The 13667-nt window shown below is 67.7% G+C and carries 13 protein-coding genes; 10 read left to right on the forward strand and 3 right to left on the reverse strand.

The annotated features are described in order from the left end of the window. The first annotated feature begins 27 nt into the window (after positions 1-27). Both corA and R5W23_RS01115 read left to right on the forward strand, forming a co-directional pair. Positions 28-1080: a magnesium/cobalt transporter CorA gene (corA, locus tag R5W23_RS01110; RefSeq protein ID WP_320684736.1), complete on the forward strand. Its 1053-nt coding sequence runs from the start codon at positions 28-30 to the stop codon at positions 1078-1080. A gap of 90 nt (positions 1081-1170) precedes the next feature. Next, a complete protein-coding gene (locus R5W23_RS01115; protein WP_010046661.1) occupies positions 1171-1662 on the forward strand; it encodes a hypothetical protein in 492 nt (163 codons plus the stop codon). Positions 1663-1753: 91 nt separating this feature from the next. On the opposite strand, the gene R5W23_RS01120 is transcribed toward R5W23_RS01115, so the two are convergent. From R5W23_RS01120 to nirD, 3 genes are all read right to left on the reverse strand, one after another. Next, entirely contained in the window at positions 1754-2635 is an 882-nt protein-coding gene (locus tag R5W23_RS01120) for a hypothetical protein (RefSeq protein ID WP_010037969.1), read from the reverse strand. A 142-nt stretch (positions 2636-2777) separates the two neighbouring features. Further along, on the reverse strand, positions 2778-3278 hold the full coding sequence (locus tag R5W23_RS01125; protein WP_320684737.1) for a hypothetical protein: 501 nt from the start codon (positions 3276-3278) through the stop codon (positions 2778-2780). 31 nt (positions 3279-3309) lie between these two features. Further along, positions 3310-3621 carry a nitrite reductase small subunit NirD gene (gene nirD, locus R5W23_RS01130; protein ID WP_261185917.1) on the reverse strand — a complete coding sequence of 104 codons (312 nt, stop codon included), beginning with the start codon at positions 3619-3621 and terminating at the stop codon, positions 3310-3312. 92 nt (positions 3622-3713) lie between these two features. Between nirD and cyaB the strand changes: the two genes are divergently transcribed. The 8 genes from cyaB (at position 3714) to R5W23_RS01170 (ending at position 13634) form a co-directional block, all read left to right on the forward strand. Next, entirely contained in the window at positions 3714-4277 is a 564-nt protein-coding gene (cyaB, locus tag R5W23_RS01135; RefSeq protein ID WP_261185918.1) for a class IV adenylate cyclase, read from the forward strand. Between the two features lie 45 nt (positions 4278-4322). Then, complete coding sequence (gene panC / locus R5W23_RS01140; protein WP_261185919.1) at positions 4323-5195, forward strand: pantoate--beta-alanine ligase; 873 nt, start codon at positions 4323-4325, stop codon at positions 5193-5195. A gap of 63 nt (positions 5196-5258) precedes the next feature. Beyond that, positions 5259-6908 (forward strand): magnesium transporter, encoded by a 1650-nt coding sequence (mgtE, locus tag R5W23_RS01145; RefSeq protein WP_320684738.1) that lies wholly within the window; start codon positions 5259-5261, stop codon positions 6906-6908. A gap of 179 nt (positions 6909-7087) precedes the next feature. Further along, positions 7088-7945: a M50 family metallopeptidase gene (locus tag R5W23_RS01150; RefSeq protein ID WP_320684739.1), complete on the forward strand. Its 858-nt coding sequence runs from the start codon at positions 7088-7090 to the stop codon at positions 7943-7945. Positions 7946-8056: 111 nt separating this feature from the next. After that, positions 8057-8860, forward strand: a complete 804-nt coding sequence (locus R5W23_RS01155; protein ID WP_320684740.1) for an MlaE family ABC transporter permease — start codon at positions 8057-8059, stop codon at positions 8858-8860. A 78-nt stretch (positions 8861-8938) separates the two neighbouring features. After that, on the forward strand, positions 8939-10060 hold the full coding sequence (locus R5W23_RS01160) for a citrate/2-methylcitrate synthase (RefSeq protein ID WP_320684741.1): 1122 nt from the start codon (positions 8939-8941) through the stop codon (positions 10058-10060). A 459-nt stretch (positions 10061-10519) separates the two neighbouring features. Continuing rightward, positions 10520-12268: a peptidase domain-containing ABC transporter gene (locus R5W23_RS01165; protein ID WP_320684742.1), complete on the forward strand. Its 1749-nt coding sequence runs from the start codon at positions 10520-10522 to the stop codon at positions 12266-12268. Beyond that, entirely contained in the window at positions 12255-13634 is a 1380-nt protein-coding gene (locus tag R5W23_RS01170; protein ID WP_320684743.1) for an HlyD family secretion protein, read from the forward strand. The genes R5W23_RS01165 and R5W23_RS01170 overlap by 14 nt, the downstream gene beginning before the upstream one ends. The last annotated feature ends 33 nt before the right edge of the window (positions 13635-13667 follow it).

A 13667-nucleotide genomic window follows, 5' to 3' on the forward strand; every position in this document is an offset into this window, starting at 1 on the left:
GATTCAGTTATTCGCATCCGGAACCCCATGATCACCGTCCGCCGTTGGAACGGCTCGTCCTGCAAGGAAACCGGCCCCGAGGGGCTGCCCGAATCGGCCGCCGGCATCGCCGCGGACGAGTTCGTTTGGGTCGACCTGAGCGCCCCCACGCCCGAGGAAGAGGCCGCGGTCTTCCAGAAGTTTCTGCCGGTTCACCCACTGTCGCTCGAGGACGTCACCCGCATCCGCCGCGAGCCCGACCGCGGCGCGCACTTTCCGAAAGTCGAAGAGTTCCCGGACTACCTGTTCGTGATCGTCAACCCGCTCCCGCCCGGGCTGGTCGCGATGGCCGCCGGCGCCGGGCGCCCGCTCGGCGCGGAACGGCTGCCGTCGGCGTCCCGGCTGCTGCACCGGCACCGCCCGCAGCTCAGCGCGGTGCTGTCGCGCAACGTCCTCATCACGCACTCGCTGGAGCGGCTCGCCTGCATCGAAACGGCGCACCGGTACCTGGCGCGGCACGGCGACTCCGCCCGGCGCGGCCCGGACTACGTGTTCCACATCGTGCTCGACGCGATGGTGGACGAGTACGCCCCGGTGGTCGAGTGGGTGGCGACCAAGCTCGACCACCTGGAGGCGCGCATCTTCACCAACCCGTCGCCCAAGCTGATCCACCGCATTCTGCGGCTCAAACGAGTGGTCACCGGGATGCGGAAAACGCTCATCATCGAGCGGGAGGTGCTGGCCCGGCTGATCCGCGGCGAGTTCGAGCTGGTGGAGGCCCGCGAGATCGTCTACTACCGCAACGTGTACGACCACCTCGTGCGGTACACGGAGCTGATCGAGGCGGCCCGCGAAATGGTGAGCGACATGGGCGAAACGCACCTCGCGGCGGTGTCGAACCGGCTCAACGAGGTCATGAAGGTGCTGGCCATGATCTCGACCACCATACTGCCCCTCACACTGATCTCCAGCGTGTACGGCATGAACTTCAAGCACATGCCGGAGCTGGAGTGGGAGTACGGGTACCCGCTCGCGCTGGCGGCGATGCTGGCCACCGGGCTGGCGTCGGTCGTGTTCTTCCGCTGGAAGCGGTGGATCTGACCCGCCCCGGCAGGGGGTCGAACCTTGTCAGTTCCCTCACCGTCACTTAGCTTAACGGTTGCAATACGAATTTCGTTCGGAGGGGCGCACATGGCGAGGGGTCGGAGCCGGAAAGACCTGCGGCGCGAGGCCGAGGCGCTGGAGGCGCGGCAGCGGGAGGAAGAAACCGAGGGCACAGAAGTCGAAGAGGAAGAGGAAGACGAGGACGAGGACTCTGAAGACGCGGAGGTCGACGCCGAAGCGGAAGTCGATGCCGACGCGGACGTTGACATAGACGCGGATCTCGACAGCGACGCCGGCGGGGACGACGACGCCGGGGACGATGACGACGAAAAGCCGAAGAAGAAGAAAAAGAAGGTCGCCAAAAAGGCCGCCACCAAGAAGGCTCCCACCAAGCGCACGCGGGTCGCCAAGGAGGTCCGCACGCGGGCCGTGTGGGTGGTGTTCGACAACGGCAGCAAGGTGGTCGAAAAGTTCCCGTACAACCAGAAGGTCGAAGCCGAGGCCCTACTGGCCAAGAAGGTCGAGGAGAAGAAGGGTACCTTCTACATCAACTTGGTGAAGGAAGAGATCAAGGAGTAGGTAGAAAGCAGCGAGTGAAGCGGGTAGCGGTGAACAGACACGGGCGGCGCGACCACGATCGCGCCGCCCGTGTTCGACTTTCTGGCCGGCCTCAAGCCGCCACCGTGGCCTTCTCGGCGAGCAACTGCTGCACCTCTTCGAGCCGCCAGCCGATCCAGAGCACGTTAGGGAGCCGGATCGTCTCCTTTTCCGCGCCCGACGTCCGCACGATCAGGTCGCCGGAGAAGAACCCGAGCAGCCAGTGGCGGAACATGTCGTCCCGCTGCTTCTCGAACGACAGCCCGGTGGTGTCGAAGGTGCGGATCGACGCGCCCACGTGCTCGCACACCCGGATCTGCCCCGGGGTCACGATGATGTAGGTGCGCTGGTCGAACAGGAACACCGACACGGCCCACAGGATGAACACCACTGTGGCGATGAACAGGTACCCGGCCATGTTGATGTAAATGTGCAGCCCGTTCAGCGTGCTCAGCAGCTTCTCCCAGCCGTCCGGGATCAGGGTGATCAGCAGCGCCACCACCAGGATCAGGAGCAGCACGAGGAACGACCACAGGCCGCGCAACTGCACGTTGGTAATGACCACCGTCAGCAGCAGCACCACACAGAACAGCGGCCCCATCCACGCGTGCCGCGACACGCGGGTGCGGAACGACGGCTCGGCGCCGGCCTTCTCGGTCGCATCGCGGGCCTTCTCCAGCGACTGCGTGGTCGGGTTCTTCACCGAGATCTTATACGCCGTCGTATCGGATTGCGGGCCGCCCTCGACGATGGTGACCTTCGAGCCGGGCGGGACGATCGCCAGCCGGTGGTCCTCGTTCCACGTCCAGACGGCGAACAGGAACCCGAGCAGCCAGATGGGCCACCAGTAGAACAGCATCGAGTGGCTGATGAGCTTGATCTCCCGCTTCTTGGGGACCGGACGGGGGAGCGACCCGACCGGCGGGGAGGATTCCGGGTTCGTGGAGCTGGACATCTTGGGACGGCTCTCGGTTTGGGACTGGGGTGCGCGGGGCCGTGCGGCGACTTGCAGATACTTCGCCCGCGACGGGACCGAATTTTGGCCTCGGAGCGCGATCAAACTAGGATGCCGGCAACCGCGTGTCAAGCAGCCACCGCTACCGGTCCTCCGGAAACGGGTCCACCCGCACCCCCACCCGGAACGACTGGTGGCACCGGTTGCACGCGTTCGCGACGCCCGCCAGAGCGGCCCGCGCCGGGAGGTACTCCTTCGCCGCGCTGGCTCGAGCGAGCGCACCCGCCCGTTCACGCAGGTCCGCGGCGTGCGCGAGCCACGGCTCCTGCCCCTCTTTCGTCCGCGGCGGGCGCATCAGTAACAGGTTGCCCAGTTCCGCCAACAGCAGCGACTGTCCGCGGGCGAACGCCCACGCTTCCGCGTCCTTCGGCTTGGCCGCGAACAGCTTGCCGAGCGCGCGGGCGTTGGGGTCCGCCAGACCTTCCATGAGCAACTTGGTGTCGGCGACCGGTTCGAGCTTCGGTGCTGCCTTTTTGATTTGTGCGGGCTGTGCGGGCTGTGCGGGCTGCGACTGCGCGACCGGCACGAACGTGCACGCCGGTCCGAGCACTACCGCCGCGAACCAGAAGCGTGCGCGTCCCATGTGTCCCCCCTCGGTCACGAACAAAAGCTGGTCAATCCGGCAGTTCCAGTTGCACGCTGTCGCCGTCCACGTGAACCGGGTACGCCCCGAGCCTCACCTTCGGGTTGTCGGCCCACGCACCGTCGGCGAGTTTGAACCGCCAGTAGTGCCACGGGCACGTCACGCACCCGTCCTCGACGAACCCGCCCGACAGCGACGCGCCCATGTGCGGGCACAGGTCGTCCACCGCGAAGAAGGCGCCCTTCACATTAAAAATCGCGATGTCCGTCTTGCGGACGTTCACGACGATGCTTGAGCCGTCCGGGATGTCCGCCACTTTCGCGACGCTGATCTTGTGTGGCACGCCTCACGCTCCTGCGGTTCGCGGATGTCCGCCCCTACTGTACCACTAATATGTTAGCCAGCGGGAGCGCCCCCAGAGGCTTGAAGGGTCACATGCTCGAAGTCGAAGTGAAGTACCGGAACGCCGACCGCACCGCGGCCGTCGCCACGCTCCTCGAATGGGGGGCCACGCTCGCCCAGGATCGCACCGACCTGGACCTGTACTTTCAGGCGCCCGACCGCGACCTGAAGGCGTCCGACGAGGCGTTCCGGCTGCGCCGCATCGGCCCCAAGAACTGCCTCACGTACAAAGGGCCGCGGCGCGACACCGAGACGAAAACCCGGCCCGAGATCGAGGTCCCGCTCGGCGACGGCGACACCGCCGCCGCGGACATGCAGCGCCTCCTGGTGGCGCTCGGCTACGCGCCCGTAACCACAGTGAAGAAGAAGCGCCGGGTGTACCAGTTCGCCCGCGACGGCTTCGACCTGGAAGCCTGTTTCGATACGGTCGATGGGGTGGGCGCGTTTGTGGAGCTCGAAATTCTCGCCGACGAGGCGCAATACGACGCGGCCAAGACCGTTCTGCTGGCTGCGGCGGCCGAGCTCGGGCTGACGGAGCAGGAGCCGCGCTCGTACCTCTCGATGGTTCTCCAGGCGCAGGGCTCGCCGCTCGCCTGATCGATTCGCGCACGGGTGGACGGCCCGGACCACGAGGCACAAACCATGCTAACGCCCATCGCACCGACCATCGCCGACGTGCGGCACGCCGTCGCCCGGGCGCGCGCCGCCGGCAAGACCGTCGGATTCGTCCCCACGATGGGCGCGCTCCACGACGGGCACGCGGCCCTGGTTCGCGCGGCCCGCGCCGCGACCGACTTCGTGGTGGTGTCGATCTTCGTGAACCCGACCCAGTTCGGACCGAACGAAGACTTCGCCAAATACCCCCGCACCCTCGAAGCCGATCAGCGGGTGTGCGCGGGCTCCGGCGCCGACCTGATTTTCGCCCCGGGCGTCGCGGAGATGTACCCCGCGGGGGCGGTCACGTCCGTGGACGTGGCCAAGCTCGGCGACCACCTGTGCGGGGCCGCCCGCCCCGGGCACTTCCGCGGCGTGTGCACGGTCGTGCTGAAGCTGTTCAACATCGTGGCGCCGGACGTGGCGTTCTTCGGCTCAAAAGACTACCAGCAGGCCCGCATCATCGTGCAGATGGTCCGGGACCTCGACGTGCCGGTCCGGGTCCGCGTCGAGCCGACCGTGCGCGAGCCGGACGGACTCGCGCTCAGTTCCCGCAACCGCTACCTGAGCCCCGCCGAGCGCGCCGTCGCGCCGCGCATCCAGCAGGCCCTCCGGGCGGCGCGCGAGCGGGCGCGGGCCGGCGAGGTCGACGCCGCCCGGCTCGAATCGGCACTTCACGCCGAACTGTCCGCGATACCGGGCGCGCGCGTCGATTACGCGCGCGTCGTGGACGCCGAAACGGTCCAGCCCCTCGCGCGGTTGGACCGCCCCGCGGTCGCGGCGGTCGCGGTGTTCCTCGGCACCACGCGGCTCATCGACAACCTTTCGCTCGCGGAACGCGGGACGCGGGACGCGGAGTAACGAACCGCACCCGACCCGGCCTTCGTTCCGAGCCTCGCACTCCGAACTCCGCACTGGTGCCCGATGGTTCACCCGCTGTTCAGCCCCGAGATCCGGATGATGCTCGCGGAGAAGAACGCCGCCGGGTTGCGGGAGTTCTGCGAGGAGCTGCACCCCGCGACGGTGGCCGAGGCGCTCGACGACGAGTTCAGCCCGGAGCAGATCTGGGAGGTCATCAGCAACGCGAACATCCGGACGCAGGCGTCGGTGTTCGAGTACCTCACCCCGGCCCAACAGGTCCTGATGGCCGAGAAGGCCCGCCCGCAGATGGGCGAGCTGCTCTCGAAGATGTCGCACGACGACCGCGTGGACCTGCTCCGCCGGCTCCCGGGGCGGGTGACGGAATCGGTCATGCGGCTGGTGGCCGAGGCCGACCGCAAGGACATCGCGACGCTGTTCCAGTACGGGGAGAACACGGTCGGCGCGCTGATGACGACCGACTACGCCTGGCTGCCGGGCACGCTCACCGCCGCCGAGGCCATCGACCAGCTCCGACAGGAAGCCCCGGACCGCGAAACCATTTACTACATCTACGTCCTGGACGACCCGAACCGGCGCGGCGACGGCTCACTCGCGCCGCGCCGGCTGCTGGGCGTGGTGTCGCTGCGGGACCTGATCCTCGCCCCCCGGCACGCGCTGATCCGCGAGCTAATGGAAACGGACCTCGTCACGCTCCGGCACGACGAGGACCAGGAACAGGTCGCGCAACTGTTCGCCCGGTACGACTTTCTGGCCGCGCCGGTGGTGGACGAGCAGTTCGGGCTCCTTGGCATCGTCACCCACGACGACGTACTCGACGTGGTGCGCGAGGAGGCCACCGAGGACTTGCAGCGTCAGGCGGCGGTCGGGCCGATCGAAAGCGACTACCTGAACGCCAGCTTCTACCGGGTGTGGCGGAGCCGCGTCCAGTGGCTCGCGGTGCTCTTCGTGGCCGAACTGGCAACGTTCACGGTGATGGAGTTCTTCGAGGAACTGATCGCGACCGTAGTGGTGCTCGCGCTGTTCGTTCCGCTCTGCATCTCAACCGGCGGCAACTCGGGCACCCAGGCCGCCACACTGGTGACACGGGCGATGGCGCTCGGCTTCGCCCGCCCGCGCGACTGGAAGCGGGTGCTGCGGCGCGAGCTGCTGATGGGGCTCGCGCTCGGCCTCACGCTCGGGGTCATTGCGTTCGTGCGCGGGTCGCTCACCCCGAGCGACACGCGGAGCGGGCCGCGTAAGGTGAAAGAGGAGTTCACCGTTCACGTTCCGGCGGGCACGGAACTGCCGGCGCAAGAGGTGGCCTCCCTTTGGGGCGGAAAGAGTTGGGACGTGTCGCTTGCACAAGGCACCCCGCAAACCATCACGCTCGAGAAGAACGCTCGCGTGCGGCTCCCCGAGGGGGTTAAAACACTCACGCCGCCCGAACCGGTCGGGGGTGAATGGGTGTACCGGTTCCCGACCGAGTGCGAGGTGCGCACCGAGCCCGTGAGCCGGTGGCGGTTGGGACTGACGGTCTCCATCGCCGTACTCGGCATCTGCTTGTGGGGCACGCTGATGGGGTGTCTGATCCCGCTCGTCTTGCAGCGGTTCGGGCTCGACCCCGCTGTCGCCTCCGGCGCACTCGTGGCGACCCTCGTGGACGTGAGCGGCATTTTCATTTTCTTCTCGGCCGCCTGGCTCATCCTGCTCTGAACATTGCGGCGGTAATGTGGTCCGCGCAACAGCCTGTTGCCAACCGACCACAGTCGTGCCGCCGGAGAACGCCGCGGCGTCAGGAGCTGAAACTTCCCGGAACCCAATTTCGGCGCCGCGGCATCGAATATGTACACAGGGCCGGTGTGCAACCGCGCTCGGGAAGGAAAATCACCACTATGTTTAGCTCCTTAAAATTAGGAAAGGTATTCGGCATCGACCTTTACGTTCACGGAACGTTCTGGCTCTTGCCGCTACTCGTGCTGTTCTCCGGTCTCGACAGCAGCGTCGGGGAACTGGTCTTCGAGTTGCTGTTTGTGTTCGCGGTCTTCGGGTGCGTGGCCCTGCACGAACTCGGTCACGCGCTGGCGGCCGCGGCATACGGCATCCGCACCCGCGACATCACGCTGTACCCGGTCGGCGGGGTCGCCTCGCTCGAACGGATGCCGGAACGCCCGGGCCGCGAAATCGCCGTCGCTCTGGCGGGGCCGGCCGTGAACGTGATCATCGCGCTGGGGCTGTTCATCGCACTGGTGGTCGGCGATTCGGCGTTCGAGCTGTCCTCCGTATCTGGCGGCGACGTGATCGGCGCGTTCCTGGGCCGGTTGCTGATCGCCAACGTGTTCCTGACCGCGTTTAACCTGCTGCCGGCGTTCCCGATGGACGGCGGCCGCGTGCTGCGGGCGCTGCTCAGCACCCAGATGCCGCGGGTGCGGGCGACCGAAACGGCCGTGGGCGTGGGCACGGTGATGGCGGTTCTCTTCGGTGTCGCGGGCCTATTGCTCCCGAAGCTGAGCCTACTCGCAGTCGCGGTCGTGGTGTGGATGCTCGGGCAGGCGGAACTGGCGCACGTGCGTGCGGAAGGGCGCCGGCGGCGCATCGAGCGCCAAGAGCGCGACTTCTTCAGCGAGCCAGCACAAGCGAGCGCCGATGACGACCTTGCCGACCGGCGGTTCACCGGTTTGGCATGGAACACGACCTACGGGGTCTGGGTTCAGTGGGTTAACGGCGTGCCCGTGCGTGCTCTGCCGCGGTAAACGTGTTCACGCTTCAGGAGTGCGACTGAGGCGTGAACACGTTTGACCTGCCCTTTCGCTCCCCGGCGCGTTACAGTCGCGTTCATGTTGCTGTTCCCATCACGCGCGCAATTGGCAACCTGGGTCGAGTCGGGCACCGAAGCCTCGATCGCATTCGGCGACTGGTGGCTGTTCGCGTTCAGGTCTCTTGCGGGTATTTTCGGCCGGGCGTTCCGGGCGCGCGAGTTCCTCCGGGTCGCTGTCGAGGTGGGCACCAACAGTGTTGGGGTGGTGGCCATCACCGGGACCTTTATCGGGATGGTGCTGGCCGTTCAGGCATACGGGCAGTTCCACACCATCGGAATGGAAACGTCGCTCGGCGCGGTCATTCACATCTCGGTCGTCCGCGAACTCGGGCCGGTGCTAGCCGCGGTGATGCTGGCGGGCCGCGTCGGCTCGGCGATGGCGGCGGAACTCGCCACCATGCGCGTGACCGAGCAACTCGACGCGCTCGCGTGCCTCGGCGTGGACCCGGTGAAGTACCTCGTCGGCCCGCGGCTGCTCGCGTGCTTCCTACTACTACCCCTGCTCACGGTGCTTGCCGACGTGATGGGCCTGTTCGGCAGCTCGCTCATCTGCCTGCACGTGTACCACATCGACAGCCACCACTATTGGCGCCACACGCGCGAGTTCGTGAAGCTGTGGGACGTGTCGGTGGGGCTCATGAAGGCGTTCGTTTTCGGCGGGGTGCTGTCCCTGATCGCGTGCCACCGCGGGTTCAACAGCAAGGCCGGGGCGGCGGGCGTCGGCCGGGCCGCCACCGAAGCGTTCGTGATCGCGTTCGTCGCGATCCTCATTATCGATTTCCTGCTCGCGATGCTGGCGAACTCGGCTTACGCTCTCCTGTGGCCGCCCGCCGCCGCGAAGGTGATGTGAGCGGTTCCAAGTTGGCTACATTCTGGTCACCGGTTCTGAACAACCTGGGACTCGGAAACTGGACCCCGGAACTCCCTCATGACCACCCCAGCCTACTCTCCCGGCCTTGAAGGTGTGATCGCGGGCGAAACGGCCGTTTCGACCGTTGAAAGCGGTTTGAGCTACCGCGGGTACGGTGTCGGCGACTTGACCGAGCATTGCTCGTTCGACGAGGTGGCTTACCTCCTTCTGCACGGCGAGCTACCGACCGACACTCAGCTCCAACAATTTCACGCGCGGGTCGCCGCGGCGCGGCAACTTCCCGCTCCCCTTACGGGGCTGTTTGCTTCACTGCCCCAGGGCACTCTCCCGCTCGACGCGCTCCGCACGGCCGTCAGCGTGATGGGCCACTTCGACCCGGAAGCCGCCGACTCCTCGCACAACGCGAACTTACGGAAGGCCGAACGGCTACTCGCCCAGATTCCGGTGGCCATCGCGTCCCACCACCGAGTTGTGAAGGGCCTGCCGGTCGTTCCCGCGCGCCAGGACCTCGGCCACGCGGCCAACTTCCTTTACATGCTCCGCGGGTCGGAGGCCACGCCCGCGGATGTGAAGGCGCTCGACGTGTCCCTCACCCTGTACGCCGAACACGAGTACAACGCGAGCACGTTCGCGGCGCGGGTGATCGTGTCCACGCTGTCCGACCTGCACAGCGGCGTGACCGGCGCGATCGGCGCGTTGAAAGGCCCGCTGCACGGCGGGGCCAACGAAAAGGTGATGGACATCCTGCTCGCCGCTGGCGGCCCCGAGAACGCGGAAGCCTGGGTCCGGGCGGCGCTGGCCCGGAAAGAGCGGATCATGGGGTTCGGCCACCGGGTTTATAAGGCCGGCGACGTCCGGGCGGGCATCCTCAAGAAGTACGCCCGCGCGGCGGCCGACGCGGCCGGCACCCAGAAGTGGGAAGAGGCGGCCGACATCATCGAGCGGGTGATGGCCGCCGAGAAGAACATGTACCCCAACCTCGACTGGCCGGCGGGACGACTGTACCACGCGATGCAGCTCGAAATTTCGCTGTACACACCGATCTTCGCAATGGCCCGCATTACCGGTTGGGCGGCGCACGTCGTCGAGCAACTCGACAACAACCGGCTCATCCGCCCGCGCGGGCTCTACAAGGGACCGGCCGCCCGGAGCGTGGTGCCTTTGGCCCGCCGCTCCTGACCGAACCCCGCCCGCCGGTCAAACTCTTCTCGGCCCCGGATCGAGGTTTGGTGCCCGCCGCGCCGGACGGGGATCGTTCCGCCGCGCCTTCTCAAAATACTTGGGCGGCACGATCGAACAACGAATACGGACGGCTCGACGAGTTGGGAGCTTGGCACTTCCGGCCGCTGGCTATTGTCGCCGCGTCGGCAGTTTGGCTGGTGCTCGGCGCCGGCATTTGGTGAGGCGTTTTGTTCGGAGTGGAACGGTCGGCGCCGTTTCGATATTTACCAGTTTAAGCAACGCAGTGTGGGCGGTTGAATCGATACCGAGGGGTGATCGCAATGCGGCGGTCTTTCGACCCAAGTGATAACGCGTGCGATCAGGTGAAGAATTTAGACGGGGGCACGATGGTGAACATAAACAGCGGGTGCCTCGCGCCCGCAGTGCCTACAGCGGCGGCGCGTGGGAGGGCCGGCTGTGAGTGAACCGACGGCCGCTCTGCCGCTCTCGCACGCGGCCCCCCACCACGCCGCGCATGCCGAACATGCCGACCACCACCACGCGGCGCACATGCCGCCGTTCCGCCGGCTGCTGGGCCTGCTCCGGCCTGAGCGCGGCGAGCTGTGGCTGGTGCTGCTGTTCGCCGTGTGCGTCGGGGCGCTGACGCTCGCCACCCCGGTCGTCGCGATGGCGGTGGTCAACACGGTGGCGCTCGGCACACTGATCCAGCAGTTGGTCGTGCTCTGCGTGGCGCTGTTCGTCGCGCTGTCGCTCGCGGCCGGGCTGCTGATCCTCCAAACGGTCGTGGTGGAGTTCATCCAGCGCCGCGTGTTCGTGCGAGTCGCGGCCGACCTCTCATACCGGCTGCCGCGGGTCGACCTCAGGGCGTTTGACCGCCAGAACGGGCCGGAACTGGTCAACCGCTTCTTCGACGTGCTGACCGTGCAGAAGGCGTCGGCCACGCTTCTACTCGACGGCATCACGCTCGCACTCCAAGTGTTCATCGGGCTGCTGCTCCTCGGCTTCTATCACAGCTACTTGCTCGGCTTCGACCTGATCCTCATCGGCGCCCTCGCGTTCTTGTTCCTGGCCCTGGGCCGCGGGGCGGTGCGGTCGGCGGTGCGCGAGTCGGTGGCGAAGTACCAGGTCGCGGGGTGGATGGAAGAGGTCGCGCGGCACCCGATCGCGTTCAAGACGGCGGGCGGTCCCGCGCTGGCCGCCGCCCGCACCGACGAACTCACCCGCGAGTACCTGGACGCGCGAGCCGCACACTTCCGGGTCCTCATGCGGCAGATCGGGTTCGCGCTGCTGCTCCAGGCGGTCGCCAACGTCGCCCTGCTCGCAGTCGGTGGGGCGCTGGTGATCCGCGGCGAACTGACCCTCGGCGAGTTGGTCGCGGCCGAGATCGTGGTGGCGCTGGTGGTCGCGACGTTCACCAAGCTGGGCAAGCAGTTGGAGGCGTACTACGACCTGCTGGCGGCGGTGGACAAGCTCGGCTACCTGCTCGACCTGCCCCTGGAGGCCGACGGGGCGGAGGCACGGCGGCCGGCCGGCGGCGGGGCCGCGGTCGCGGTGCGGGACGTATCGTTCGCTTACGACCAGCAGCCCCGCGCCGCCCTTGCCGGGCTGTCGCTCGAGCTGGCGCCCGGCGAGCGGGTCGCGCTGGTCGGGCCGAACGGGGCCGGCAAGAGCACGCTGGCGGACCTCCTGTACGCGCTGCGCACGCCCGACCGCGGGTGGATCGAGTTCGACGGCGCCGACCTCCGAACGCTCCGCCGGGAGTCGCTCCGCGAGCAGGTCGCGCTGGTCAAGGGCGTGGAGGTGATCGAGGCCACGGTGCTGGAAAACGTCCGCGTCGGCCGGGCCCACGTGACCCACGCGGAGGCCCGCGCCGCGCTCCAGACCGTCGGGCTCCTCGAGCCGGTGCTGGCGCTGCCCAAGGGGCTCGACACCGTCATGTGGTCCGGCGGCGCGCCGCTCTCGCTGGGCCAGGCGAGCCGGCTGATGGTGGCCCGGGCCATCGTCGGCCGACCGCGGCTGATCGTTCTGGACGAGGCGCTCGACCACATGGACGCCGACATCCGGGCGACCGTCCTGCCCGCGCTCCTCGGCCCGGGAGCGGCGTGGACGCTCCTTGTCATCACCCACTCCGACGAAGTCGCCCGGTCGTGCGACCGCGTCGTTCGGTTGGACCGTTCGCCGGAGGTGCCTTATGGGAACTCCTAATGCGCCCGCGCCCGCACTGCCCTCCCTGGAGGCCGCGCAGACGCCGCGCATCGTGCGGGTTCTGGCGTTCGCCCTGCTCGCGGCGCTGCTGCTCGCGGTCCCCGCGCTGGCCGTCAGCCCGTGGACGCAGACCGTCCACGGCACCGGCCGGGCGATCGCGTTCAACCCGGTGCAGCGGGCGCAGTTCGTCATTTCACCCATCGAGGGGCGGGTCAAGAAGTGGCACGTGGTCGAGGGGGACCGGGTCAAGGCCGGGCAGTTGCTGGTGGAACTCGTGGACAACGACCCGCTGATTCTGGAGCGGCTGCGGGAGCAAGAAACGCTCGCCCTCCAGCGGCTCGCCCTGGCCGACGGCCGGGTGCTCGATCAGCAGAACCGGCTGGAGTTCGTGAAGGGGGAGCGTGAGGTGCTGGTAGCGGAGGCCGGATACCGCGTCGAGCAGACCGAGGCGCAGGTGCTAGTCGTCAAGCAGGAGCTTCAGCAGTCGGCCTTCAACCTGCGGCGCGAAGAGCTGGCCTACGAGCGGCTGAGGAAGCTCAGCAAGAGCTCGGTGGGCGAGGTAGTCTCCGGGGACGCGGTCGAAGAGGCCGAGCGCAAGCGCGACCTCGCCAAGGCACAGGTTCCCCTGGTCGAGGCGCGGCTGAAGCTGGCCGAGCGGACGCTCGACGGCGCCAAGGCGCAGCGGGAGGCGACCGACAAGCGCACCGCCGGACTCATTCAGACCGAGGAAGCAGCGGTGAAGGCGGCCAAGAGCGAGCAGGCATCGGTCCGCCAGCAGTACAACATGATCCGCACGCAGGTGGAGCGGCAGTCCAATCAGCGAATTCACGCCGCGGTCGACGGCGTGATCTTTCGTGTCCTGGCGAACGCCGAAGCCGGTGGGCAACTCGTGCGCGCCGGCGAGCGGCTGGCGGTGCTGGTGCCTGATGTGAAAGCGGTCACTCCCGACTTGACGGGCGATTATCACCCCGGTATCGTCGCCGAACTCACGATTGATGGAAATGATCTGCCGCTGGTCCGTGTCGGCGACCGCGTGCTGCTTCAGTTCGAGGGTTGGGCCGCCGTGCAGTTCGCGGCCTACCCGGAGGCAGCGGCGGGGACCTTCGAGGGTCGCGTGTACCTCGTGGACCCGACCGCGGACGGAGTTGGCGGCGGGTTCCGCGTGCTGGTCGAACCGGCGCCGGGGGCGGCATGGCCGGACGAGCAGTTCCTGCGCCAGGGGGTTCGCGCGCAGGGCTGGATCGTGCTGAACGAGGTCCGTCTCGGCTACGAGGTGTGGCGGCTGCTCAACGGCTTCCCACCGGTGCGCGAGGTCAAGACACAGGACAAGCCGGCGCGCCGGCCGTTCGGCCCGGTAACGAAATAGGTCGCGAGCAGTCTGGGGGAAACGAGATGCGGC

The sequence above is a fragment of the Gemmata algarum genome (genome assembly GCF_034097035.1).
In the GTDB taxonomy this organism is placed as follows: Bacteria; Planctomycetota; Planctomycetia; order Gemmatales; family Gemmataceae; genus Gemmata; species Gemmata algarum.

Excerpts from the sequence above, each read along its gene's own strand:
- corA (WP_320684736.1), top strand. The coding sequence starts at position 28 with ATGATCACCGTCCGCCGTTGGAACGGCTCGTCCTGCAAGGAAACCGGC.
- R5W23_RS01115 (WP_010046661.1), top strand. The coding sequence starts at position 1,171 with ATGGCGAGGGGTCGGAGCCGGAAAGACCTGCGGCGCGAGGCCGAGGCG.
- R5W23_RS01120 (WP_010037969.1), bottom strand. The coding sequence starts at position 2,635 with ATGTCCAGCTCCACGAACCCGGAATCCTCCCCGCCGGTCGGGTCGCTC.
- R5W23_RS01125 (WP_320684737.1), bottom strand. The coding sequence starts at position 3,278 with ATGGGACGCGCACGCTTCTGGTTCGCGGCGGTAGTGCTCGGACCGGCG.
- cyaB (WP_261185918.1), top strand. The coding sequence starts at position 3,714 with ATGCTCGAAGTCGAAGTGAAGTACCGGAACGCCGACCGCACCGCGGCC.
- panC (WP_261185919.1), top strand. The coding sequence starts at position 4,323 with ATGCTAACGCCCATCGCACCGACCATCGCCGACGTGCGGCACGCCGTC.
- mgtE (WP_320684738.1), top strand. The coding sequence starts at position 5,259 with ATGGTTCACCCGCTGTTCAGCCCCGAGATCCGGATGATGCTCGCGGAG.
- R5W23_RS01150 (WP_320684739.1), top strand. The coding sequence starts at position 7,088 with ATGTTTAGCTCCTTAAAATTAGGAAAGGTATTCGGCATCGACCTTTAC.
- R5W23_RS01160 (WP_320684741.1), top strand. The coding sequence starts at position 8,939 with ATGACCACCCCAGCCTACTCTCCCGGCCTTGAAGGTGTGATCGCGGGC.
- R5W23_RS01170 (WP_320684743.1), top strand. The coding sequence starts at position 12,255 with ATGGGAACTCCTAATGCGCCCGCGCCCGCACTGCCCTCCCTGGAGGCC.